Annotated in this window: 15 protein-coding genes and 1 riboswitch; of the genes, 4 read left to right on the top strand and 11 right to left on the bottom strand. The window is 63.0% G+C overall.

The genetic code is table 11. The features are described from left to right. Nucleotides 1–70 precede the first annotated feature (70 nt). Genes recC through arfB form a run of 4 tightly spaced genes read left to right on the top strand, consistent with a single transcriptional unit; the run spans nucleotide 71 to nucleotide 9615 of the window. Nucleotides 71–3469 (top strand): exodeoxyribonuclease V subunit gamma, encoded by a 3399-nt coding sequence (gene recC, locus NCS58_RS05310; RefSeq protein ID WP_250538036.1) that lies wholly within the window; start codon nucleotides 71–73, stop codon nucleotides 3467–3469. After that, nucleotides 3466–7170: an exodeoxyribonuclease V subunit beta gene (gene recB / locus NCS58_RS05315; protein ID WP_250538037.1), complete on the top strand. Its 3705-nt coding sequence runs from the start codon at nucleotides 3466–3468 to the stop codon at nucleotides 7168–7170. Before recC ends, recB begins: the two co-directional genes overlap by 4 nt. Continuing rightward, complete coding sequence (locus NCS58_RS05320; RefSeq protein WP_250538038.1) at nucleotides 7167–9176, top strand: AAA family ATPase; 2010 nt, start codon at nucleotides 7167–7169, stop codon at nucleotides 9174–9176. Before recB ends, NCS58_RS05320 begins: the two co-directional genes overlap by 4 nt. Before the next feature lie 25 nt (nucleotides 9177–9201). Further along, the gene (gene arfB, locus NCS58_RS05325) at nucleotides 9202–9615 is read left to right on the top strand and encodes an alternative ribosome rescue aminoacyl-tRNA hydrolase ArfB (RefSeq protein ID WP_409219257.1); all 414 of its coding nucleotides are present in this window, start codon (nucleotides 9202–9204) and stop codon (nucleotides 9613–9615) included. A 270-nt stretch (nucleotides 9616–9885) separates the two neighbouring features. Here arfB and NCS58_RS05330 read toward each other — a convergent pair whose 3' ends face one another. The 11 genes from NCS58_RS05330 to thiC all read right to left on the bottom strand — a co-directional run bounded on the left by NCS58_RS05330 (nucleotide 9886) and on the right by thiC (nucleotide 23740). Further along, nucleotides 9886–10284 (bottom strand): hypothetical protein, encoded by a 399-nt coding sequence (locus tag NCS58_RS05330; RefSeq protein ID WP_250538040.1) that lies wholly within the window; start codon nucleotides 10282–10284, stop codon nucleotides 9886–9888. A 2-nt stretch (nucleotides 10285–10286) separates the two neighbouring features. Further along, a complete protein-coding gene (locus NCS58_RS05335; protein ID WP_250538042.1) occupies nucleotides 10287–11309 on the bottom strand; it encodes a hypothetical protein in 1023 nt (340 codons plus the stop codon). Further along, nucleotides 11306–11563, bottom strand: coding sequence for a PAAR domain-containing protein (locus tag NCS58_RS05340; protein ID WP_086961353.1), 258 nt, complete (start codon nucleotides 11561–11563; stop codon nucleotides 11306–11308). Before NCS58_RS05340 ends, NCS58_RS05335 begins: the two co-directional genes overlap by 4 nt. 68 nt (nucleotides 11564–11631) lie before the next feature. Further along, on the bottom strand, nucleotides 11632–12957 hold the full coding sequence (locus tag NCS58_RS05345) for a hypothetical protein (protein ID WP_250538043.1): 1326 nt from the start codon (nucleotides 12955–12957) through the stop codon (nucleotides 11632–11634). Between the two features lie 61 nt (nucleotides 12958–13018). Continuing rightward, nucleotides 13019–16642 (bottom strand): type VI secretion system Vgr family protein, encoded by a 3624-nt coding sequence (gene vgrG / locus NCS58_RS05350; protein WP_250538045.1) that lies wholly within the window; start codon nucleotides 16640–16642, stop codon nucleotides 13019–13021. Between the two features lie 643 nt (nucleotides 16643–17285). Beyond that, nucleotides 17286–18218 carry a DMT family transporter gene (locus NCS58_RS05355; RefSeq protein ID WP_250538046.1) on the bottom strand — a complete coding sequence of 311 codons (933 nt, stop codon included), beginning with the start codon at nucleotides 18216–18218 and terminating at the stop codon, nucleotides 17286–17288. A gap of 115 nt (nucleotides 18219–18333) precedes the next feature. Beyond that, nucleotides 18334–19944, bottom strand: a complete 1611-nt coding sequence (locus tag NCS58_RS05360) for an L-lactate permease (protein WP_061119902.1) — start codon at nucleotides 19942–19944, stop codon at nucleotides 18334–18336. A 264-nt stretch (nucleotides 19945–20208) separates the two neighbouring features. Continuing rightward, nucleotides 20209–20337: a hypothetical protein gene (locus NCS58_RS34165; protein WP_284502139.1), complete on the bottom strand. Its 129-nt coding sequence runs from the start codon at nucleotides 20335–20337 to the stop codon at nucleotides 20209–20211. Between the two features lie 293 nt (nucleotides 20338–20630). After that, the gene (locus NCS58_RS05365) at nucleotides 20631–21122 is read right to left on the bottom strand and encodes a hypothetical protein (RefSeq protein WP_250538047.1); all 492 of its coding nucleotides are present in this window, start codon (nucleotides 21120–21122) and stop codon (nucleotides 20631–20633) included. A 211-nt stretch (nucleotides 21123–21333) separates the two neighbouring features. Then, nucleotides 21334–21546 carry a glycine zipper 2TM domain-containing protein gene (locus tag NCS58_RS05370; protein ID WP_061119899.1) on the bottom strand — a complete coding sequence of 71 codons (213 nt, stop codon included), beginning with the start codon at nucleotides 21544–21546 and terminating at the stop codon, nucleotides 21334–21336. A 262-nt stretch (nucleotides 21547–21808) separates the two neighbouring features. Beyond that, the gene (thiC, locus tag NCS58_RS05375) at nucleotides 21809–23740 is read right to left on the bottom strand and encodes a phosphomethylpyrimidine synthase ThiC (RefSeq protein ID WP_250538048.1); all 1932 of its coding nucleotides are present in this window, start codon (nucleotides 23738–23740) and stop codon (nucleotides 21809–21811) included. A 142-nt stretch (nucleotides 23741–23882) separates the two neighbouring features. Then, a riboswitch (TPP riboswitch) is annotated at nucleotides 23883–24027 on the bottom strand. Nucleotides 24028–24125 lie beyond the last annotated feature (98 nt).

A 24125-nucleotide genomic window follows, 5' to 3' on the forward strand; every position in this document is an offset into this window, starting at 1 on the left:
TATGCTGGCGCCTGAACGTTGCAAAGCTTTTCAAATCCCCCCATTTCAAGCCGCAAAGCACGCCGCTTCCATGCTCGAACTCTTTTATTCGAATCGTCACGAGACGCTCGCCGCGGCGCTCTTCGAGGACCTCGACGCGTTCGCGATGCGCGAGAGCGATCCCTTCGCGCGCGAAGCCGTCATCGTGCCGAGCGCGGCCGTGCGGCGGCGGCTCGAACTCGACATGGCCGAGCGCTTCGGCATCTGCGCGAACGTCGATTTTTGCTATCTCGCGCAATGGCTTTGGGCGCAGATCGGACGCGTGCTGCCCGTGCCCGCATATTCGCCGTTCGCGCCGGACCGGCTTGCGTGGCGCTGCTACCGGCTCTTCGAGGATCCGTCGATCGGCGATTCGGCGCGGCTGTCCACGTATCTCAACGCCGCCGACGACTCGATGCGCTACGAGCTCGCGCGCCGCATCGCGACGGTTTTCGATCACTATCTGACGTATCGGCCCGAGTGGCTCACGCACTGGCAGGCGGGCGGCTCGATTCTCGCGGGCAGCGGCGCCAGGACCGATGCGCGCGGCCCGCGTCTTTCCGGCGCGAACGATATTCAACGCGAGGACGAGCGCTGGCAGGCGGCCCTCTGGCGCGCGTTGCTCGCGGATCTCGCACGCGATGCGAACGGCGACGAGAAAGATCCGACGCCGCCCGCGTACCGCTTTCTCGCCGACGCGCCCGGCCTCGACCTCGATGCCGTGATGCGCGCGCAATGGCCGCGCCGCATCAGCGTGTTCGCCTTGCCGACAATGCCGCCGCTGCATATAGCGCTGTTGCGCGAGCTGTCGCGCTGGATCGACGTGCGCGTCTATGCGCAGAATCCCTGCCGCGAGTTCTGGTACGACATCGTGAGCGCGGCGCGCGTCGAGCAGCTCGAGCTGAAGGGCGAAGCCGATTATCAGGAAGTCGGCCATCCGCTGCTTGCCGAATGGGGCCGCCAGACGCAGGCGCAACTGCACATGCTGCACGAGCTGACCGAAAGCGCGGCCTCGAGCGAGCGGCAACTCTTCGAGGACAATCCCGCGCCCACGTGGCTCGCGCGCGTGCAGAACGGCATCCTGGCGCTCGATGAAGAGAACGCGCAGCCGCAGCCCGAAACGATCGTGGAGAACGGCATCGAAGTGCATGTCTGTCATAGCCTGTCGCGCCAGCTGGAAGTGCTGCACGATCGTCTGCTCGACTGGTTCGACGACATCGAAGGCCTGGAGCCGTCTGATGTGCTCGTCGCGTTTCCGGACCTCGCGGTGGCGGGGCCGCTCATCGACGGCATCTTCGGCACCGCGCCCGCGGGCGCGAGCAACGAGCGGCGGCGCATTCCGTATCGCATCACGGGCCTGCCGCCGTCGCAGGCGAATCCCGTCGCGCGTGCGCTCATCGGCTGGCTCGCGCTTACCGAGCGCGGCGTCGGCGCGCCCGAACTCGTGGAATGGCTGCGTGTGGATGCGATCGCGGCGCGTTACGGCATCGACGCCATCGCGCTCGAAACGGCGCAGGCATGGCTCGCCGCCGCGGGCGCGCGTCGTGGGTTACGGCCGGACGAAGTCACCGCCGCGGACGTGCCCGCCGCGCGCCACACATTCGCCGATGCGCTCACGCGTCTTTATCTCGGCTACGCGTTGCCCGAGGGCGGGTCACCGGTAGGCGAGTGGCTGCCCATACAAGGCGCGAACGGCTCCGATGCCGAATTGCTCGGCCGTCTGACGCGCTTCGTCGACGATATCGACGCGTTCGCCGAGCGCATCGCGACGCCGCGCACCGCGCGCGCGTGGGGCGCTTTGCTGCTCGATGCGCTCGAGCGTTTCTTCGACGCGGGCATCGCATTCACCGACGCCATCGGCGACGTGCGCCGCGCGGTCGATTCGCTCGTCGCCGCGATGGACGAAGGCGCGGGCGATACCGACGTATCGGCCGCCGTGATCCGCACCGCGCTCACCGATACGCTCGACGATCCCGCGCGCGGCGGCGTGCCGTGGGGCGGTGTCACGTTCTCGTCGTTGACGAGCCTGCGTGGCCTGCCTTATCGCGTGGTGTGCCTGCTCGGCATGGACGACGGCATGCTTCCGAGCCTCACGCGCGCCGACGAGTTCGATCTGATGGCGTGTTTCGGCAAGCTCGGCGACCGCCAGCGCCGCGATGACGAGCGCAACCTGTTCCTCGATCTCATGCTCGCCGCGCGCGATCGGTTAATGATCGCGTACACGGGGCGCAGTATCCGCGACAACGCGGTGCTGCCGCCCGCCGCGCTCATCGACGAGCTGCTCGACTATCTCGCGCGGTCCGTCGCGGGCAGGCATGCCGGACCTGATGAACTCGCAAAGGCCCGCGCGCGTTTCGTGTTCGAGCACCCGTTGCAGCCCTATGCGCCGGACTATTTTCACGCGCACGGCAGGCTCTTCACCTACGAGCCCGAGCGCGCCGAACTCGCTCGCGCACTGGAGTCGGGCAAATCGCAGCCCGTCGCGCGGTTTTTCTCCGCGCCCTTGCCGCAGGAGGACGACGTCGCAATTGTCGCGTTCGACGACTTCGTGCGCTTCTGGCGTCATCCCGCGCGCGCGCTGTTGCGTGACCGTCTCGGCATCGCGCTCGTCGATGCCGAAGCCGAGCTCGACGAGACCGAGCCGTTCGAACTGGGCTTCGCGGGCCGCGATGCGCTCGCCGCGCGCGTGCTGCCCGCGCTGCTCGAAGCCGCCGACGAGGGCGACCGTGCCGCACGCGAACGCGCGAGACGCGTCGCGCGCGCGAGTCCTGAAATGCCCGGCGGCGCGACGGGCGGCGTGTGGCAGGCGCGCGAGCTTCACGCGCTCGGTCAACTGGCCGAACGCGTGCGCGCTTCGACGTCCGCGGGTGTCGAGCGTCTGCCGTTCTCGCTCGATCTCGCGCCGCGCTGGCCCGACACCGCCGGCATCGCGCTCTTCGGCGCGCACGACGACGCACTCATCGACATTCGTCCGATGACGCTCGTCGGCACGCTCAATGCGCTCACGCCGCAAGGCCAGGTGATCTATCGCTACGACACGCCGCGCGCGCGGGATTACTTGTCCGCGTGGCTCGCGCATCTCACGTATTGCGCGGCGCTCCCCGATGGCCCGCGCCGCACGATCTGGCACGGTCGCGGGGCGCAATCGGCGGATTTCGCGCTGATGCCCGTCGCCGATCCGCTCGCGCATCTCGCCCCGCTGGCGGCGCTCTATCGCGCGGGACGACGCATGCCGCTCAGGTTCTTTCCGAAAAGCGCGTGGCTCAAGGTGAAAGAGGGCGATTCGAAAGCGCAGGCCGCGTGGGAGTCCGAACGCACACACGCCGAATCCGACGACCCGGTGTTTCGCATCGCGTTTCGCGGCGCGGATCTCACGCTCGACGATGCCTTCGCCGCGCTCGCGCGCATCGTGTTCGAGCCGCTCGTACAACATCTGGGAAGCGCCGCATGACGAATCTCACGGCATCCGTCGATGACATCGGCGTGCAGGAACTCGATGTCTTCGCTTGCGCGCTCGATGGCGTGAACCAGATCGAGGCTTCCGCCGGCACGGGAAAGACCTGGAACATCTGCGCGCTATACGTGCGGCTGCTGCTCGAAAAGCGCCTGTCGGTCGAGCAGATTCTCGTCGTGACTTTCACGAAGGCCGCGACCGCCGAGTTGCACGAACGCATCCGCTCGCGGCTCGCGGGCGTCGCGCATGCGATCGAAAACGGCGATGCGGCCGGCGATCCGTTCATCGAGCAACTCTTCGAAACGACGCTCGCCGCAATCGACGCAAACGAGGCCGCGAAGCGCTTGCGCATCGCCGTGTCGACGTTCGATCAGGCCGCGATCCACACGATTCACGCGTTCTGCCAGCGCGCGCTGCAGGAAGCGCCGTTCGCCGCCGCGATGCCGTTCGCGTTCGACATGGAAGCCGACGACAGCGCGCTGCGTTTCGAGCTCGCGGCGGATTTCTGGCGCGAGCGCGTGGAGCCGGTCGCGGCGCGCACGCCGTCGTTCGCGTCGTGGCTCGTCGCGAAGGGCGCGGCGCCGGCATCGCTCGATGCGCAGCTCGCCCGGCGTCTGAAAAAGCCGCTCGCTGCGCTGCGCTTCGGTGATACGGACGCCGCCGAATCGGCGGACATGCAGGCGCTGTTCGATGAGGCCTGCGCGTTGTGGCACGCCGAGCGCGACACGATCGCGAAGCTGCTCTTCGACGCCGAGGCCATCCTCAACAAGACGACGCACAAGCGCACGATCATCGATGCGGCCATCGACGCGTGGGCCGACTATTTCGCCAGCGCCGACTGTCATGCGCCGCCGCCGAAGGAAGCGCTCAAGCTCACCGCCACCGCGCTCGCGAAGGGCACCAAGGGCAAGCACCCGCCGCCGGTGCACGCGTTCTTCGATCAAGCCGATGCGCTCGCCGTGACCGCCGCCGCTGCCGAGGCGTCGCAGCGCGCGATGTGGCTCGGCATCGTGCGCGAATGGCTCGATCACGCGCCCGCGGAACTCGCCGCACGAAAGCGCGCGCGCCGCGTCGTATCGTTCGACGATCTGCTGTCGAACCTGCATCACGCGCTCGTCAGGCACGCGTGGCTCGCCGAGGCGTTGCGCGCGCGCTATCCGGCGGCGCTCATCGACGAATTCCAGGATACCGATCCGCTGCAATACGCCATCTTCAACCGCGTGTTCGCGCCGCACGGGCCGCTTTTTCTCGTCGGCGATCCGAAGCAGGCGATCTACAGCTTCCGCGCCGCCGACCTGCACACCTATCTCGCCGCGCGCGAAGGCGCGAGCGCGCGTTATACGCTCGCGGTCAACCAGCGCTCGACGCCGCAGATCATCGAGGCGTGCAATCGCGTGTTCGAAGCGAATCCGGCGGCGTTCATTCTCGACGGGCTCGACTATCAGCCGGTGCGTGCCGGCACCCGCAAACGCGGGCCGTTCGTCGACGCCACGCCGGCCGCAGCTTATTCCGACATCGCCGATTTCTGTGTGTGGATGCTGCCGGACGGCGAATCGGCGCTATTGAAAACCAGCGCGCAGCGCGACGCTGCCGAAGCCTGCGCCGCCGAGATCGCGCGGCTCCTGCGCGGCGCGCAGCGCGGCGAGGTGACGATCGGCCGCGCGCCGCTTTCGGCGGGCGATATCGCGGTGCTCGTGCAGACGCATCGGCAGGGGAGCCTCGTGAAGCGCGTGCTTGCCGCATGGGGCATCGGCAGCGTCGAGCTCGCGCAGGCGTCGGTGTTCGGCTCGCCCGATGCAGAGCAGATCGAGCGCGTGCTCGCCGCCATCGACACGCCGGGCGACTTGCGCCGTCTGCGCGCGGCGCTCGCGACCGACTGGTTCGGGCTCGACGCCGCTGCGCTCTGGCGGCTGGAGCACGCGGACGCGGCCGATCCGCACGGCGCGCCGATCGATTCCACGAGCTGGGTCGAGCGCTTCTCGCGTTATCGCACGATCTGGCACGAGCGCGGCTTCGCGGTGATGTGGCGCACGCTCGCGCGCGAGTTGTCGATCGCGACGCGTCTCGTCGCGCGGCCCGACGGCGAGCGCAGGCTCACGAACGTGAATCATCTGGCGGAGTTGCTGCAGGCGCGTTCGGCCGAACAGCCCGGGATCGCGCCGACGCTGCGCTGGCTTGCCGCGCAACGCGAGCAGCAGGGCGGCGGCGAGGAAGCGCAGTTGCGTCTCGAATCCGATCGCAATCTCGTGCAGATCGTGACCGTTCACAAGTCGAAAGGACTGGAATATGCGGTCGTGTTCTGCCCGTTTTTGAACGACGGCGCGTCACGAGATTCGTCGAAATCGGGCTTGCCCGACGCGCGCGAGTATCACGACGACACGGGCGAAGCCGTGCTCCATTACGGCATCGAAGGCGAGCATGACGATCGCGTGAGCGCGCTGATCGCGCGCGAGCAGGCGGCCGAGCGCGCGCGTCTCGTCTACGTCGGGTTGACGCGCGCGGTGTTCCGCTGTTACGTCGTCGCGGGTTTCTATGTGTCGAACCGTTCGACGAAGGAATCGCGCCGCAGCGTGCTCAACTGGCTCGTCGCGGGCAACGGGAAAGACTTCGATGCGTTCTGCGAGGCGCCGCCCGAGGAAGCGGACATCGTCGCGGCCTGGCATGCGGTCGCCGCGCGCTCGGGCGGCGCGATCGGCGTCGCGCCTCTGCCCGTGATCGACATGCGCGAGCCGCTCGTCGCGGATGCCGCCCATCGCCACGAAATCGCCGCGCGCGTGAATCAGCGCATCCTGCGCGATCGCTGGCGGATGGCGAGTTTCAGCGCGCTGATCGCGGCCGGCGCACGCGACGAGGCGAATCAGGCGCAGCCCGTCGAAGCGCGTCCCGATCACGACGAACTCGCCGCGCTCGATGATGCCGCGCGAATAGCGGCGTCCCCACGCGACGATTCGCAACTCGCCCCCGACGACATTCTCGCGTTCCCGCGCGGCGCGGCGGCGGGCGAGTGCCTGCATCGCATGTTCGAGCTTGCGGATTTCACCGAGCCATCCGGCTGGCCCGCTGCCGTCGAGCGCGCGCTGCACGAGCATCCGACCCCCGCGCCGGAAGCGCTCGCTTCGCGCCTGCGTCCGATGATGCTGCGCCTGCTCGCCGATACGGTCGCCGCCGAGATCGCGCCCGCCATGCGGCTGCAAACCATCGCGATGACGCGCCGCATGAACGAGCTGGAGTTTCTGTTTCCGGCGCAAGCACTCGATTTCACCGCGTTGCGGCGTTTGCTGGCCGCGCACGGCTTTCCCGACGTCGCGCTCGAAAACGGCGCGCTGCGCGGGTTCATCAAGGGATTCATCGACATGATCGTCGAGCATGAAGGCCGCTACTGGATCATCGACTGGAAGTCGAATCATCTGGGCGATGCCGCATCCGACTACGCCGCCGCGCCGCTCGCCGCGGCGATGGCGGACCATGCGTATCACCTTCAGGCGCTCATCTACGTGGTGGCGCTGCATCGCTACTTGCGCGCGCGTCTGGCGGACTATGCATACGACACGCATATCGGCGGGTACCTGTATCTCTTCGTGCGCGGCGTTCGTCCCGGCTGGCGTGACGGCGAATCGGCAAGCGGCGTGCATTGCGGACGCCCGTCGCTGGAACTCGTCGAAGCGCTCGATCGCCTGATGTCGGGAGGCGCGGCATGAGCACGCTCGATGAAATTGAAGCGGCGCGCCCCGTGCCCGCGCTTGCGGACGAAAGCGCGGCCCTCGCCGAAGGCTTCGCGCGACGCCTGAGCGCGCTCGCGGCGCGGCTGGGCGCAAACGAGCGCGGCGTGCTGTGGGCCGAGCGCGCCGCGCTCGCGATGAGCCGCGCGACCGCGCAAGGCCACGTGTGCCTGTCGCTCGCCGCGCTCGCCCGGCGTCACGACGCACGCTTCGCCGAAGCCCGCGACGCGCTGCTCGCGAGCGGCGTCGCGTGCCTCGCGCGCAGTGACGCACGCGCGGACGCCGCCGATCTGCTGCCGCTCGTCATCGACGAGGATGGGCGGCTTTACCTCGCGCGCTATTTCGATTACGAGCGGCGGCTGGCCCGGGCGCTCGTCGAACGCTCGCGCGATGCGCGCGCGCCCGTCTCGCGGGAGGACATCGCGCAACAAGCCGGGCGCATTGCGCGTTATTTTGGTCCGGGCAAGGACGACGACATCGACTGGCAGCGCGTCGCCGCGCTCTCGGCGCTGGCCGGACGGCTCACGATCGTGAGCGGCGGGCCGGGCACCGGCAAGACGACGACGGTGGTCGGCGTGCTCGCGTGCCTGCTCGATGCCGATCCGGAACTGCGCATCGCGCTCGCCGCGCCGACCGGCAAAGCCGCGCAGCGCATGCAGGAGGCGCTCATCGAACGCGCGGACAAACTCCCGCCGGAACTCGCGGGGCGCCTGCCGCGGACGTCGTTCACCTTGCAGCGGCTGCTCGGCGTGCAGTCGGACGGGCGCTTCCGGCATCATCGCGACAATCCTTTGCCGTATGACGTCATCGTCGTCGACGAAGCCTCGATGATCGACGTCGCGCTCGCGGCGCATCTGCTCGAAGCGGTCGCGCCGGCGAGCCGTCTCGTGATGCTCGGCGACAAGGATCAGTTGTCGGCCGTGGAAGCCGGCGCGGTGTTCGCCGAGTTGAGCGCGCAGCCATCGTTCAGCGCCGCGGGTGTGGCGCGCATCGCCTCGGCACTCTCGATCGATGCGAAGCGGCTCGAAGCCGCGTTGCCGCATGCGGAAATGCCGAAGCGCCAGCCGCAACTGGGACTTTTCGACGCCGCGCCCGTCGACGATTCCGAAGGCTACGGCGCGCTCTTCGATACGCTGCCCGGTGACTGGGGCGACGCCGGCAAGGAAGGGGAAGCCGCGCTCACCGATTGCGTCGTCTGGCTGCAGAAGAATTATCGCTTCGGGCTGGACTCGGACATCGGGCGTCTTTCGATCGCGATTCGCAACGGCGACGAACAGGCCGCGCTGGATGCGCTCGATCCATCCGGCGCGCGCGCGGCCGTGCTTTTCGACGACGGCGACGCTGCGCTGTCCGAGCGCACGCTCACCCGTCTCGCCAACGGCTTCGCGCCGTATGCCGATGCGCTCTGCGCCGTGCTCGACGGCACACAAGCGGATCACACGCGGCTCTTCGACGCGCTCAATCGCTTCCGCGTGCTGTGCGCGACACGCAAGGGGCCGCGCGGCGTCGATGAAGTGAACGCGCGCATCGCGGCGAAAGTGCGCGAGCAGGCCGGCATTGCGCTTGCGCTCGGTGCACAGTGGTTCGCCGGACGGCCGGTGATCGTCACGCGCAACGACTATGCGCTCGGACTTTTCAACGGCGATATCGGCATCGCTTTGCCGGGCGCGGACGGCTCGTTGCGGGTCGCGTTCCGCATGGCCGATGGCGCGCTGCGCTACGTGTCGCCCGCCGCGCTGCCGCCGCACGACACCGCGTTCGCGCTCACGGTGCACAAATCGCAAGGCTCGGAATTCGAGCACGCGGCGCTGGTGCTGCCCGGCACGTTCGTGCGCGTGCTGTCGCGCGAGCTGGTGTACACGGCGATCACGCGTGCGAAGCGCAGGGTCGAAGTGATCGGCTCGGCGGCGATCTTCGCGCAGGCCGTCCGGGAGCCGACGCGGCGCGATTCCGGGCTCGCCGCGAGAATGCGGCGTCTCACATGAACGCAGGACGACAAGGAGCCGACCGATGACGATGACCGACAGCTTCGCCGTGCCGCCGAACGAAATCGAGCTGACGGCCGTGCGCGCGCAAGGCGCGGGCGGTCAGAACGTCAACAAGGTGTCGAGCGCGATCCATCTGCGCTTCGACATTCGCGCGTCGTCGCTGCCGGAGCACATCAAGGATCGCCTGCTCGCGCTCACCGACAGCCGCGTCACGCGCGAGGGCGTGATCGTCATCAAGGCGCAGGAGCATCGCACGCAGGACATGAATCGCGCGGCGGCGCTCGCGCGGCTGGATGAGCTCATTCGGAGTGTCGCCGTCACGCGGCGCAAGCGGATCGCGACGAAGCCGACGCGCGCATCGCAACGGCGTCGCGTGGAGAGCAAGGTGAAGCGCGGTGCGATCAAGGCGGGAAGGGGGCCGGTGCGGGGGGATTGAGTTGGACTTGATCGGAAGCAGAAGGACAAGCGGCGAGCGTCTTTCTAGTAACGATCAACGATCGTAAGTTCGTCGTTATTTTTTAGCGATGCCAGGCGGCGGTCCGGGTTTTCACTGGCGTATCGGTTGACTGCGCAAACATGTTGCCGCATTGCATTCGGGGTCGTGCTGATTGCAGCGGCTGTAATGCTGTCCGCTTGTACCATCGTTAATATCAACGTATGCGACAGAGGCGGGCATGGCCTTCCAACGCTCAACCGCCCGCCGCGCTTATCCCCGCGCACGCTCGTAGAACTCTCGCGACACGCCCCGAAGCCTGAATACCCTCCCTGCTGGAATCCCTACAAGAAAAAGCAGAAGGCCCACGCCTAAAACGCTACATGTCCAGACGGCGCCGGCATCCGATGCGATCATCGCGACTTCTATCAGGGGCAGTAGAGACCCGAACACCGCTGCATACGAAACCGGCCAAAATTCGGGTTCGGGCCTTTTGGCCTCTGCAATCTCGGCGTAGCCGTTCCCCACGAGATTCAAGCGTAAGCCTTCAGCGTCCGGCATCGCGACCAGTTGCGGCCCCTGTCCGAATTGAACCGTCTGTGCGGCCAGCGCTTGCAACAGCAGCGGACTAGCCGGTCCCGGCACGCCTAGCGCCTCATCGAGGTCAATCAAGGTCAGAGCCGGTTCGCTATCCTTCGCAATGGCCCGCACGATATGACCGTCCCGTTTCGCCAGGTTGCTGACCCATAGATTGCGCAGCCGTTTAAGGGGCGTCGCTCGGCCGTCTGCAATGTCTTGAGGGCAGCGGCGATTTCGTCGGTCGTCGTGGGAATTGAGCGGAACAGCCGCGCCTTGACTTTAAGCTTCGTATCTTCAAGCATCTGCCACGAGCCGAACAGAAGCCCGAGCGCCGCCTCGGATACCGTGGGGGCGCCGTCCTCGTTGAACTGACACGCTAGCATCAGGCATAGGTCCGGCATGATCTTTCGCTCTCGATAGCCGTAGTCATAGCGCACCTTCTGGTTTTCCATCCATTCGTCAAGAATGCTCGGCATGTCCTTCATCGTGTAGCGAGACAGGGCGATGTGCTCATGCGCGATTTCCAGCCTTTGAAGCACGGTGCGCAAGACTGCCAAATGGGCATCCTGCGTTGACTGAAGGGCAATATGCACCGTTCGCTTTCCGGTGAAGCGCTGAAGCGTTCCGACAAAGGGCGTAACGAGTTGCGTCAGAACGTCCTCAAGCTTCGTATCAACGATGACATCCCCTTCGGCTTGCAAGCTCAGCACCTTGCCTTTGTTCGTCGGTGCGCTTCCCTCCAGCCCGAGGACGCGCTCGGCAAGCTCAACCTCGGGCGTAAGCGTCACGGTATCGAGAATGCACAGGTTCCACTGTGACCACGCGCGCCAATTGTTGAAGTTGTCTGTACAAAGAAAATTCCACAGGTCTGCGCGGTCGTTCCAGTCTTCGGATGGCAGATAGAGCAAGCCGCAGAGCGCGCCCCAGACCAGAAGCGGCAGGCCCAGCGCAAAGCCAAAAAACTTCGCCGATACGATCGAGGCGCCTTGTTTCCAGTTCAGAATCGTGATGATGAAGCCCGCTATGAGCAGCACGACAAAGGCAAACACCGCTATCCAGATGGACGGCGGTTCGATGTGCTTTTCCTCGGGAACGTTTGGAACGCGCCATGTCCTCATGCGATGTCCATTCCCTTGGTAGTAGCGTGGACAACGCTGCCGCATCGGGTCAGACATCCATCGGCGACCCACTTGCGACCGTCTTCCTCATAACCTTCGCCGCTTTCAATGATGGGGTTGTCTCCGTGTTGAGGGCACGTAACGATGTCATGCAGCAGCGCGACCATGCGCCCATCAATGTCGAAGCTGGAAGAGGCGGTTTTGACGACGCCGCCATGTGAGGTCGGATCGCCTTTGCATACTGGGTTTTTCATGTTCAATCTTTAGGAACAGATAGGACGCCGGGGCGCAATGCCCCGGCTTGGACAGGATCGGCGGCGCGTTACGCGCTCAACCATTCCCAGAAGAGTCTCGACCCATCGACGTTGGCAACATCAATGGAGCGACTCTGCTCGCCCATCCGGAAAAGTTGCTGATGCTGTGGGTAAGTGAGATCGCCCTTGCTGCCGTAGGAGTAGTCTTTCGCGCGCAGTATCCAGCGACCCTCGCGCGGGCACGTCTCGCCGGGTTTGCAGACGGTCGCGCGAGCTAGATCCGCCTCCCATTCCCAACGGTCCCAGCGTTGGAAATCAAGGTCGGGCGCAGCGGTGCCTTGCTCGAACTTCCTCACGAACTGATCGCGGGTTCCGGCAATCGACGCAGCGCGGTAGTAGCCGGATTCGGCCAGCGTCGCGCCGGGCATTAGGAAAGACACTTCCTTAGCCTTACGCGCTTCGAAATCCTTCCACTCTTGCGGTGTCGAGGGGTAGTCGCGATCGAATGTCGTTCGAGTTGGGTTACTCCAGTCCGAGTGAAAATTTACACGCCCCATATTCGCTGAACCCACGACATTGGCGTACATATTTATCGAGGCGGATAAATCATAGGTACCTTTCGTTATCTTCTTATTCGGCGTCACTATAAAGTCAAGCGTCATCGAGCTTCTGGACGGTATCGTCATATACTTGATGACGTCGCCGTCGGGTGACGTTCGCTCTTGCCATGCAAGCTTACCGGCATTGGAAGGGATTAATCCTGTTAAATCCATCGCCCAGATATCATCACTGCTCAAGCGCTTTGCACTTATGTTCAGGTGATAAAAATTCTTATTCCACTGCGCCGGACTGTCCACTTTGATAGGAAACAAGCCGTTGTTGATAAATTTTACTGACACGGAAAAACTATTTCCTTCTCGCGTTAGCTTTTCGACGGTCGCGTCAATTTTTGAAATAATGCGCCCATCTTTGAGATAAGTTTTTTCGGCCCTTTCATAAAAATCGTCGATAAGAAGTGCCAGTTTTCGGGATAATTCATAGGTTTTGCCTTGACGATTTTCAATCCGTCCTTCTTCCATGCAGTCAACAGAAAAAAGCTCGGCAGGTTCGATCATCGAAAGTTCATTTTTGGGGCTTTCTTTCGCCGCCTTGCATAGGCTTTGATGAATCTGTTGTGCTTGTAGGAGTTCATCCTTGGACAGCCTACCCTCATAGATTCCAGCACCGCTGATGTCTGATCGGGCGCTAGCCTCCATTAACCCAACGTAAATTTTTCCAATTGGCAATCTAACGCCGATGTAATTTGTTGAAAACGCTTGATCGCCTAAGCGTGTAACGGAAAAACCCTCTGCGTCGCTCTCAGCAGCATTAGATCCCATTGCCAAAATGCTCATACTCAATATCCCAATACGAAGTAGAATTAAAGCGCGTGTATAGCTCGATGAGTATTTTTTTCTATGCATCATAGCCAATTTTCCAAATAACTCCGCTAATCTCCGAAAAGTGCTTTCTCACGTATTCGAGATAATAAGGCGAGATCTTTCCTGCGGCGTCCCACGCACCGCCGCCCATCAGGTTTGGTACTGATTTCATTTGCCACACTTGAGTGCCTGCAAGTGCCTTGCCGGCTTCGAAGTCAAGCTCGTTATTTTTTATGTAACGAGTATGCACCCACCCACCAAATTCCCAGTATTCGTCGGGAAAATTGAATAAATGTCCACATTCATGTGCAACGACGCTTCCTTCGGCGGAGGGAACGAAGACATCGTTCACAGCGACGCCATTGCGTTCCCCCCACGATGAAGAGTCCGCGCGAACTGCTTCCGGAAATAGTTTGATCTCTTTATGTATTTCCTTTCCGTCATCCGCGAACTTTCCGTTGATCGGAAGTCTGAAGTCCACCCTGAAACTAACACGCACCCGCTTCCCGCAGGTTGCCCCTCTTGAGCAACCTTCGAGAATTAGCTGGCTTTTGTGACCATTAAGAATTGCTTCGATTTGACGTTTTTTAGCTTCGACGTTGAAATGTTCGCCAATATTTTCTCTGTACTCCATTACGAGTCCACCGGCGATAGGTGTTCCTGCTTCAGCGGCCACTCCCTTCCAATGACGATTAGTGTGGTACGGAACAGATTGCTTCTTGCCATCAACGAGGATAGGTTTTCCAGAAGCATCGGCTTTTACGAGATCGACCGGAGTGATATTTATGCGTACGGTCGCAAATAATGTCTTTGTTTCTGCCTCGTAAGATAGCTCGAATTTTGTGGAAAGGACGCCGCCTCCAAACGAACGCGGCGACCCCGGAGCACTTACCGGCCACGGTTCATTTTGTTCATCCACGCTGTAATATCGCTGGGTTTTGGTAGTCTCCTTAATCTCGGAAGTGAGATTAGGTAACGTCCAACCACACCAAACCTGTTTGTCCAGTTTGATCGGCTTAGGCTCTTCCTCTCCTGAGGTGGCCGGGAGTTTCGGCTCATTCGCCGAATCGTGGTCCGCATTCGGTGAGTCTGGCGAGTCGTCCGGGATCGTTGGCGTAGTGTCTGGTGCCTTGGCTTTAACCGCCTTCGATGTTGCCTTTCGAGTTGACGCCGATGACGTCTTAGGTGCCGGCGCGGCAGGTTCTGCCCCCGTATTGGCAGGCGATTCCCAATTCACCAACTTTGATCCGGGCGGCGTGGTCTTTTCGGCGAAGCTTTCCGAACCCATCCACGCGTCGCACCCCGTTTTGAATGGAACGACTGTAGGCGCGAACGCTGGACCGGCAAGATGCATGATTTCCGCCGCAGACTTCTTCATGCCCGGAAGCTTGAGTTGCAGTGGCTTGGCGCTACCAAGCGTGATAGTCCCGTCCTTCAGTTCGACATACGCGCCGCCGCATTCGAGCACAAGCTCCTTGTCGGCGCGCACATGTACCGCGCCGTTGGCGCTCGTTACGATCACGTCTTTCTGCGCTGCAAGCGCCAGCACATCGGATTGCGCTTGAATCTCAACTGGCCCCTTGGCGGCCAACATGCGAATACCCATCGTGTTCGCGAACAGCGACAGCACTTCACGCGCGGCAATGGTCACGTTCTTGAACGCACTAACATTGAACCCGCGAGAGGTCGCGACGCTCACGTCCTTGCCCGCACCGATCATTACGCGATCCGGCGTAGCCAGTCCGATGCCGTGCGGCGCTGAAAGCGCAATGACCTGCTTCTTGATGTCGGCGAGTTCGTCCTTGAGCCATTGATTCTCGGCCTTCAAATCCGCGACTTCGGCCTTCGATGCAACCGCACCTTGCGCCAACGCATCGGCCTGCGCTTGCGTGCGCTCGAACAGCGCCGTTGCGCCGCTCGTGTCCGTGATCTGTCCTTGCGCCTTGCTCTGCGGTTCGGTCGAGATCAACAGACCCTGACCGGCTCTGAGTGCCCCTTTTTCATCGCTCCGCAGCTCAAAACCGAAACCTCTGGGTTGGTCTCCACTGCTGACCGCATGACCGAGATTCAATTGCGACTTACCCGGCTCAGTCGCGATCTTGATATGCTCCTGATTCTCGCGGTCCTCGACCTGAATCGTGTTATTGCGGATCGTATGGATGACGACGTTGCGCGTGCGCCACTTGTGTTCCTGATGAACCGGGTCGGTATCCTGCGAGTTATTCAGCGCATGGAGTATGTAAGGGAGGTCCGGATTACCCGCAAAGAATGCGACGGCAACCTCCGAACCCGGGACATAGGGCATGTGAAAGCCGGTCTGCCACTTTCCCGCAAAGGGCTTGGCAAGCCGCAGCAAGCAGCTATTCAGACCCGCTACACGCTGCTCCCGGTCATCGTGAAACTGGACGATGTACTCGCCATGTCCATCGATATATGGACCGCTAAATCCCGGCGTCGACGCGATCGTTCCGGTAATCGTGCCTTCGATGCATGGCCATTCCGACTCGCGCAAAGGCATCCGATACAGCCGGTCGGAAGGAACCGCGGTGAACTCGACCTTGTACCCTTGCTTGCGTGAAGCGCTGCATTTCATGCTCACGATCAGCAGCCCATACTTCGCATCGGCGAGCGTGTGGTTAGTGAACGCGATGACGGTGCCGGGCGTCACATCCAACGCATCGCTAGTGCCCCGGTATTCGATTTGCGCGGCCTCTGCCGCCTCACGGCGCAACAATGCTTCGCGCTGCGCGTCCTCCTTGGTTTCGATCGCCAGACTAGCTTTCGACGCTTCGCCGTAAGTGCTGGTGTCGTCATCCTTGGCGAAAATCTGTTCGGTCGCCTCAATCGGATATGGAGCCTGCCGGTAGTTGTAGCTGCGCACGTGATAGGACGTAGGAATGCTGACCGCGTGCATTTCCAGCGACATCACCGACTCCGAGCCCTGCGTTTCCATTCCGGCCTCGGGGCGGAACGGCAGTTCGAACGGACGATTCTCATGTTCGGCGTCGCGCCGATAATGCGTGAGGTCATCGCCGAAGCGAACGACTTCGCAATCTTCGCCTTCCTCGCAGACGAACCAGATACCGGTGCGTTCGCAGAGGCGCTTCAAAAACGACAGGTCGGATTCGTGCCACTGCGTGATGATGCGACGCTTTCGATACGTCCGATACAGATTCATCTCCACGCGCGCCCAAATCTTGTTGAAGCCATGCTCCTTCAGGAGTTGTTGCATGACCTCCGGCTCGCTCTTGTCGAAGAAGAAGCGCACTTTCGGCGTGTTGCGAAGCAGCGCGAGGCGCGATTCCAGTACGACTTCGTAGACGCTCTGGTTCTTTGAAGTCGAGAGTTTGGAGAAGCCTGTGATTACGCCAAATTTGTGACGTGCCGGATCGGGCTTGAGTTGGCGAGTCGGGTCATGCGGCGGCTGCACGAGAAGCGAACCCCGCTTGCCCAGATACTCGCGCTGGGACAAGTCGTGCGATGCGTGCGTGAACTGAATCGTGTAGCGGCTCTCCTGCCCGATGGCTTCCTCGCCCTCAATGCTGAAGACATCCGCCGTGGCCGAACTCGGCGCGCTCCTTATCTCAAGAAAGTAGGGCTGATGCTGTCCTTGAAAAGCGCGCTCACGTCTTTCAAAGTATTCGTCTCTGCGATTCAACTAATCCTCCTTTTTGGCTAAAAGCGCGTAGCCAAAACAAAAAAGACCCGCCGCAGCGAGTCCAAAGCAATGCTCAACTTCAGGAAACCTGCCGATCATTTTGAATGGGTTTGTGCACCAGCTCGGTATTCCGGAATCCGAAGTGGCCGACGACTCGGAGCGCGAGCCGTCAGCGATACGGAGGCTAACGCGCGGCCGAGAGAATTTGTGTATCAATTCGTGGTGAAAGATGCCTGACTTCGGGCAATCGAAAATAGGAACTGCCCAAATCGAATGGCCGGCGGAGCTAGCAATCGGGGGCCGCTGCGCGCCGCTCCACCTGTTCCAGGTCGAAGCCGAAGCACCCGCGCAGCGAAGCGAGCGTCTCGCCGGTCAAGTCCTTATTCATCAGCACGCACGCGGGGATATCGAACCGACGCGCCGGTCGAACTACAAGAACGGACCGCCGCTGTTTGCGGTACTCGACGCTATTCACGAGCGCATGGAGCGCTTTCGTTCCTTGGCGATCCGATTACCGGGATGGAAGTCGGCAGCGCGCCGCCGGTGCCTTTGACCATCAGAGCGCGAACGATGTCGACGGTATGCAGAAGCAAGAAAACGAAGAAATCGCCGCGGCGTCCAGCGTTCCTGGCAGAAGCCTGGCTCACGGCGCAAGCTTACGCCGCCCAATGAACGGCACACGCTTCACAACGCCGGTAGCAAGCGAAGTCCCCGCAAGCACGATCCCACACCCCGCGATCATCGCAATCGACACATGTTCGCCGAGAAACACCGCGCCCCACAGAATGCCGAAGAGCGGAATGACGAAGGTGACGGTCATCGCGCGGGCCGGACCCGCGACCGCGACCAGATGGAAATAGATGAAGTACGCGATGCCCGTGCAGCCAATGCCGAGCGCGAGCACCGCGCCCCACGCGTGGGCGGAAACCGGCGCGGCGGGCCACGTGAGGAACGCAATGGGCGCAAGCGTGAGCGTTGCGCCGATCATGCTGCCGGCGGCGTTGGTCATCGCGTCGACGTCCATCAGATACTTCTTCGCGAAGTTGCCCGCGACGCCGTAGAGCGCGGACGCCGCGAGCGCCGCGGCCGCCGCGAGGATGCCCTGCACCGGCAGCGCCGCGTCATGCCCCGCGTGCCCGGGCGCGATCTGGTTCCACACCAGCACGAGCACGCCCGCGAAGCCGATTGCCATGCCGATCGTGCGTGCCGTCGTCAGGCGATCGCGCAGCCACAGGAAGGCGACGAGCGCGCCGAAGAGCGGCGTCGTCGCGTTGATGACGGACGTCGCGCCCGCCGACAGCGTCAGTTCGGCATAGGCGAAGAGACAGAAGGGCGCGGCGGAGTTGAGAATGCCGACGGCCAGCAACTGAAGCCAGCGCGCGCGCAGTGTCGCGACAGTGGCGGCGAACGGGCGGCGCGCCAGCAGCATCGCGATCAGAAACACGGCGCCGATTCCGACGCGCAGGGCCATCAGCGGCGCTACGCCGAATTCGACGACGCCGACGCGGATAAAGAGAAACGATGCGCCCCACAAGGCGGCGAGCACGATCAGTTGCAACAGATTGGCGGGTGACATAACAGGGCGGACTTCGGGATGCTCATCAAAAGTCCGCGCATGTTAGCACCGCGCTCATACCGATAAAACGCCCGCCGAACGAAAGCGCAAGAAGCGGGAGAAAGGCGCCGCGATTTCAATGCGGCGGAATCATCCACGTCAGCACGTTCTGCTGCAGCCACACGAGCACGCCGAGCACGATCGTGAGCAGGATCGAATGCTTGAATGTGCGCGCGAAGACGAGACCTTCCTTGCCTTTGAGTTCGGTCGTCGCCACGCCGGTCGAGATGTTTTGCGGCGAGATCATCTTGCCCATCACGCCGCCCGACGAGTTGGTCGCCGCCATCAGCACTGGGTTCAGATTCAGCTGGTTCGCCGCGACCACCTGCAGATTGCCGAAGAGCGCATTGCCCGACGTGTCGCTGCCCGAGAGGAACACCGCCACCCAGCCGAGGAACGCGGACACGAGCGGGAAGAACGGCCCGACAGACGCCACGCCCAGACCCAGCGTGTAGTTCATGCCCGAGTAGTTCATCAGATAAGCGAGGCCGACGATCGTCGCGACCGTCAGAATGGCGATGCGCGTCTGCACCCACGTATCCACGATCGCCGCGCCGTACTCGCGCGCGGGCAACTTGACGAGGAGCGCCGTGATGATCGACGCCACCAGAATCGCGGTGCCGGTCGCGAGCGGCTGGAAGTCCCAGATCGCGCCATACGGCTGCTTATAGAGCGTGATATAGACGGCCTTGTCGAGTCCGGGCCACGCGACCTTGACGTCGCCGATCAGGAAAATCTTGAGCACCGTCCACACGATCACGACCGCCGACACGACGATCCACGGCACCCAGCCGTGGCCGCCCGAAAGCGCCGCGCGCTTGTCGTCTTTATCGCCGAGGCGCTCGACGTTTACGGCGAAGCGCTCGTCGGCGACGGGCTTCCACACGCGCAGGAACGCGATCGTCAGAATCAGCGAGACGAGCGAGGAGAGCACGTCGGTCAGCGCATAGCTGATGTAGTTCGACGTCACGAACTGCGTGAGCGCGAACGCGCCCCCGGAGACGAGCAGCACGGGCCAGACGCGCGTCATGTTGCGAAAGCCTGCGTAGATGCCGATCACGTAGAACGGCAGGAAGAACGCGAAGAACGGCAACTGGCGGCCGACCATTTTCGCGAGGGCGTCGGTCGGCAGGTGCGTGACCGCGCCGAGCACGGTGATCGGCACGCCGAGCGCGCCGAACGCGACCGGCGCCGTGTTGAAGATCAGCGTGAAGGTGAGCGCTTCCAGCGTCGGGAAGCCGAGCAGAATCAGCAGCGAGCTCGTGATGGCGATCGGCGTGCCGAAGCCCGAGATGCCTTCGAGCAGCGCGCCGAACGAGAAGCCGATCACCACCAGCACGATGCGCCGGTCGTTCGGGAGGTTGTCGACCATCCACAGACGAAACGCTTCGAAACGCCCCGAGCGTTGCGCGACGTTGTAGAGCAGGATCGCGGCGAAGACGATCCACATGACGGGCCACAGCGCAAAGACGGCGCCGGCCGCGACCGAATCGAGCGCGAGCCCGGCCGGGAAACGCCAGCCCGCCACGGCGATCACGAACGCGAGAATCAATCCGGCGAGCGATGCCTGCCACGCGGGGCGGCGCGCCCAGCCCAGCAGCACGAGCACGAGGATGATCGGCAGCGCGGCGACGATAAAGGACGCGAACAGCGAATTGGCGATCGGGGTGAGTAGCTGGTGAAACATCAGGGTCTCCTTCTCTTTGTCATGAGCCGAAGCGGCGCGAAGCAAAGCCGCGATGCGCGTGGAGTTTGATGTTCAGCAGGAGTCGGCCGCCGACTTAAGCAAACGCATAAACGCGCCCACTAAGAATAGGGCGCGAACGGCCTGCGTCAAGTCGTGAATGCCGGTTATTGCGGCGTGGCGTAGGGCGCGGGCGTGACGAAGCGCGCCGCTTGGGGCGCGTCGTCGATGCGCGAGTGGCGCGGGAGCGTGCGTAAGTGGCGGGCGTCAGCCTTTGGCGACCGCATCGGGCGCGCGATCGTCAGGGCCGGCAGGAGGCGTCTGGCGGAACACCCACACGGTTAACAGGCCGAGCGAGGCAAGCATCCACAGCAAAAAAAACATAAAGGCCATCATGTCCGATCCCCCGATACGGAAAGTGCGCCGATGATGCGCGCGAAGTTTTGCTGCTAGGTGCTTGGATCGCCATTGCGGCGTGGCGAATAGGGGACCTATGTAGCCAGAACTGTGCCAATCGTCTGGCGAAATGTGCCGAAGCCTTGTCGGATAAGGAAAGTGTCCGGGCGCACAGTCGCGCGATCCGCGCGCGAAGGCGTGTGCGCGTCAGAAAATGTTGCAGCCCTGTTACGGGGCGACGGAAAAAACGATTTTCCGTCGCATGTCGCGCGCGCCGACGCGCGGCACCGCGCTCAGTGGCCGTGGCCGCCGCTACCATGCCAGCTGCCGCCGCCGCCGTGCCATCCGCCTCCGCCATGCCCGCCGTGGCCGCCGTGGCCGTGCCAACCGCCGCCGTGCCCGCCGTGGCCCCAGCAGCAACCGCCGCCGCCCCAATAACCGAATCCAAACGAGACCGCCGGATAGCCGTAGCCATAGCGGTAATAAGCCGGGTAAGCGGCGTACGGCGGATAGTACGGATAAGGGTACGGATAGGTCTGGTAGTAGTCGGAATAGGGCGAGCCGACTGCGTACTCGTATTGCGGCGGAAGGGTGGCAGGCGACGAAGCGACGGCCGCACCCGACGCCGGCACCGTGAATTCGCGCTGCGTGTAGATCGCGCTGGTCACGGGATAGGATGGATAAGCCGGATAGCCGTAAGGGTAATAACACCCGCTCAGAAGAAGCCCGACGGCGAGCGCGGCGGCGGCCGTTACGGGTCCGGGAATGCTGCGGGCGGAAATCATGATGCTGCTCCTTGCACTACGGCTGGCCGGACTCCGGGATCGATGAAAATCGAACGGTCCGTCAAGAAACAGCTTAGGCCAACGATGAGGGGCAAGCGTGCGGCGTCATGTGACAAAGCATTACCGCAGCGTTTTTCTGTAACAAATTTGAAACGGCGGACTCTTTTATGGCGGCGAAGCGGAACACTTCGCCGCACAGGCAACGGTTTCGCTACTTGCCGACCTGATTCCCGATGATGCCCCCAACGGCGGCGCCGCCCAGCGTCGAAAGTGCGCTGCCGCCGATCACCGCTCCGCCGGCCGCGCCGACGCCAGCGCCGATGGCGGTATCCCGTTGACGCGTGGTCATGTCGCTACAAGCGGTCAATCCTCCCAGAAACGCAACGACCACTGCAGCGGCGCCGATCTGTTTGATGTTTTTCATGTCGACTCTCCAATTCGATGATGAGATGAATCGGCTCCGGTTCGCCCGCGACTACGCGCGACGCGGTGCAACCGTTTCGGCGTCGGCCCAAAGGGGGGCCGCCATGTTTTCGCCGGTTCGTGCACATCTTCAGCAGAAAAGGTGCCTGAATCATCAGATCAATCTTTCCTCCAGGCGCGACAAGACATTGCGCCCGGTCCCCATAAAAAAACGGCCTTTCGCACGCGCTGTGCGAAAGGCCGTTGTCAGCCAAAAACGAGCATCAGGTCGGCTGATAGATTTCCGAGCCCTTTCTCACGAATTCGATCGCCTTCGTCTCCATGCCTTTGGCGAGCGCCTCGTTTTCGCTCAAGCCCTGCTTCGCGGCGAAATCGCGTACGTCCTGCGTGATCTTCATCGAGCAGAAATGCGGGCCGCACATCGAGCAGAAGTGCGCGACTTTGGCCGAATCCTTCGGCAGGGTTTCGTCGTGGAATTCGCGCGCCTTGTCCGGATCGAGGCCAAGGTTGAACTGGTCTTCCCAACGGAACTCGAAACGCGCCTTGGACAGCGCGTTATCGCGAACTTGCGCGCCCGGATGACCCTTCGCCAGATCCGCCGCGTGCGCCGCGAGCTTGTAGGTGATGATGCCTTCCTTGACGTCGTCCTTGTTCGGCAGGCCGAGGTGTTCCTTCGGCGTGACGTAGCAGAGCATCGCCGTGCCGAACCAGCCGATCATCGCCGCGCCGATGCCCGACGTGATGTGGTCGTATCCCGGCGCGATGTCCGTGGTCAGCGGCCCGAGCGTGTAGAAGGGCGCCTCGTCGCACCATTCCAGTTGCAGGTCCATGTTCTCCTTGATGAGCTGCATCGGCACATGGCCGGGGCCTTCGATCATCACCTGCACGTCGTGCTTCCAGGCGACCTGCGTCAGTTCGCCGAGGGTCTTGAGCTCGCCGAGCTGCGCTTCGTCGTTGGCGTCGTAGATCGAGCCGGGGCGCAGGCCGTCGCCGAGCGAGAACGAGACATCGTATTGCTTCATGATTTCGCAGATGTCTTCGAAGTGCTCGTAGATGAAGCTTTCCTTGTGATGCGCGAGGCACCACTTCGCCATGATCGAGCCGCCGCGCGACACGATGCCCGTCATGCGGTTGGCCGTCAGCGGCACGTATTGGAGGCGCACGCCCGCATGAATCGTGAAGTAATCGACGCCTTGTTCCGCCTGCTCGATCAGCGTGTCGCGGAAGATTTCCCACGTCAGGTCCTCGGCCTTGCCGTTGACCTTTTCGAGCGCCTGATAGATCGGCACGGTGCCGATCGGCACCGGCGAATTGCGGATGATCCACTCGCGCGTTTCGTGAATGTGCTTGCCCGTCGAGAGATCCATGACCGTGTCGCCGCCCCAGCGGATCGCCCACGTCATCTTGTCGACTTCCTCGCCGATGGAGGAGGTCACCGCCGAATTGCCGATGTTCGCGTTGATCTTCACGAGGAAGTTGCGTCCGATGATCATCGGCTCGCTTTCCGGGTGATTGATGTTCGCCGGGATGATCGCGCGGCCGCGCGCCACTTCCTCGCGCACGAATTCGGGTGTGATTGCCTGGAGCCCGTCCTTGCCGAACGCCGCCGCGCCGAACGCCTGGCCGGGGTGCTGGCGGCCCATCATGGCCGCGAGCTTTTCGCCGTTCGGGCCGCTCTTCTTCAGGCTTTCGAGATATTCGGCGCGCCGCTGGTTCTCGCGGATCGCGATGTACTCCATCTCCGGCGTGATGATGCCCTGCCGTGCGTAGTGCATCTGCGAGACGTTCTTTCCGGCCACCGCGCGACGCGGATGGCGATGCAGGTCGGGGAAGCGCAGTTCGGCCGTCTTCGGATCGGCGGCGCGCTCGCGGCCGAATTCGCTCGACAGTCCCGCGAGTTCCTCCGTGTCGCCGCGACGCTCGATCCACGCGCGGCGCAGCGCGGGCAAGCCCGAGCGGATGTCGATCTTCGCCTCCGGGTCGGTGTACGGGCCGGACGTGTCGTACACGTACACCGGCGGATTCTTCTCGCCGCCGAAGCCGTCGGGGGTGTCCGATTGCGTGATTTCGCGCATCGGCACGCGGATGTCGGGCGTCGAGCCGGTCACGTAGACCTTGCGCGAGTTCGGCAGCGGCGCGATGGCGGCGGCATCGACGACGGCATTCTCGGACAGGAATTTCGGGTTGGCATTCATGTGGCTGTCTCTCCTGTGTGGGACGGTTTTATCCGGACTCGACGCGGACGAACGCCGTCGAGCTCGGCTGATTCAGGAGCTAAACAGGGAGGAACGAGATGGAAAGGTACGGGTCCGGAAGAAGTGGCCTGGATGCTGCGAACCATGGAACCCGAACGCTTCCCTGCGCTGGCATTATCCAGATCAGGTTCAAAGGGTATTTCTCACCCACGCCACACGAAGCGATTTCGTCGAATGAACCGATGATCGAAATCACGATGTGCAACGCAGGACCCCCGCGTTAGCAGCCGACACGTTACACCGCGGCGTAGCGTCTTGGCAACCATTCGTAAAGTTGTGCAATCGCGTTCCGTGCTTACTGCATAATGTCGAGCGCCGCGAATTC

It is taken from the genome of Caballeronia sp. INML3B, from assembly GCF_023631305.1.
Lineage (GTDB): Bacteria > Pseudomonadota > Gammaproteobacteria > Burkholderiales > Burkholderiaceae > Caballeronia > Caballeronia turbans.

Bases quoted from the DNA above. Each gene is read 5' to 3' on its own strand.
- recC (WP_250538036.1), top strand. From the start codon at position 71: ATGCTCGAACTCTTTTATTCGAATCGTCACGAGACGCTCGCCGCGGCG.
- recB (WP_250538037.1), top strand. From the start codon at position 3,466: ATGACGAATCTCACGGCATCCGTCGATGACATCGGCGTGCAGGAACTC.
- NCS58_RS05320 (WP_250538038.1), top strand. From the start codon at position 7,167: ATGAGCACGCTCGATGAAATTGAAGCGGCGCGCCCCGTGCCCGCGCTT.
- arfB (WP_409219257.1), top strand. From the start codon at position 9,202: ATGACGATGACCGACAGCTTCGCCGTGCCGCCGAACGAAATCGAGCTG.
- NCS58_RS05335 (WP_250538042.1), bottom strand. From the start codon at position 11,309: ATGAGGACATGGCGCGTTCCAAACGTTCCCGAGGAAAAGCACATCGAA.
- NCS58_RS05340 (WP_086961353.1), bottom strand. From the start codon at position 11,563: ATGAAAAACCCAGTATGCAAAGGCGATCCGACCTCACATGGCGGCGTC.
- NCS58_RS05345 (WP_250538043.1), bottom strand. From the start codon at position 12,957: ATGAGCATTTTGGCAATGGGATCTAATGCTGCTGAGAGCGACGCAGAG.
- NCS58_RS05355 (WP_250538046.1), bottom strand. From the start codon at position 18,218: ATGTCACCCGCCAATCTGTTGCAACTGATCGTGCTCGCCGCCTTGTGG.
- NCS58_RS05360 (WP_061119902.1), bottom strand. From the start codon at position 19,944: ATGTTTCACCAGCTACTCACCCCGATCGCCAATTCGCTGTTCGCGTCC.
- NCS58_RS34165 (WP_284502139.1), bottom strand. From the start codon at position 20,337: ATGATGGCCTTTATGTTTTTTTTGCTGTGGATGCTTGCCTCGCTCGGC.
- NCS58_RS05365 (WP_250538047.1), bottom strand. From the start codon at position 21,122: ATGATTTCCGCCCGCAGCATTCCCGGACCCGTAACGGCCGCCGCCGCG.
- NCS58_RS05370 (WP_061119899.1), bottom strand. From the start codon at position 21,546: ATGAAAAACATCAAACAGATCGGCGCCGCTGCAGTGGTCGTTGCGTTT.
- thiC (WP_250538048.1), bottom strand. From the start codon at position 23,740: ATGAATGCCAACCCGAAATTCCTGTCCGAGAATGCCGTCGTCGATGCC.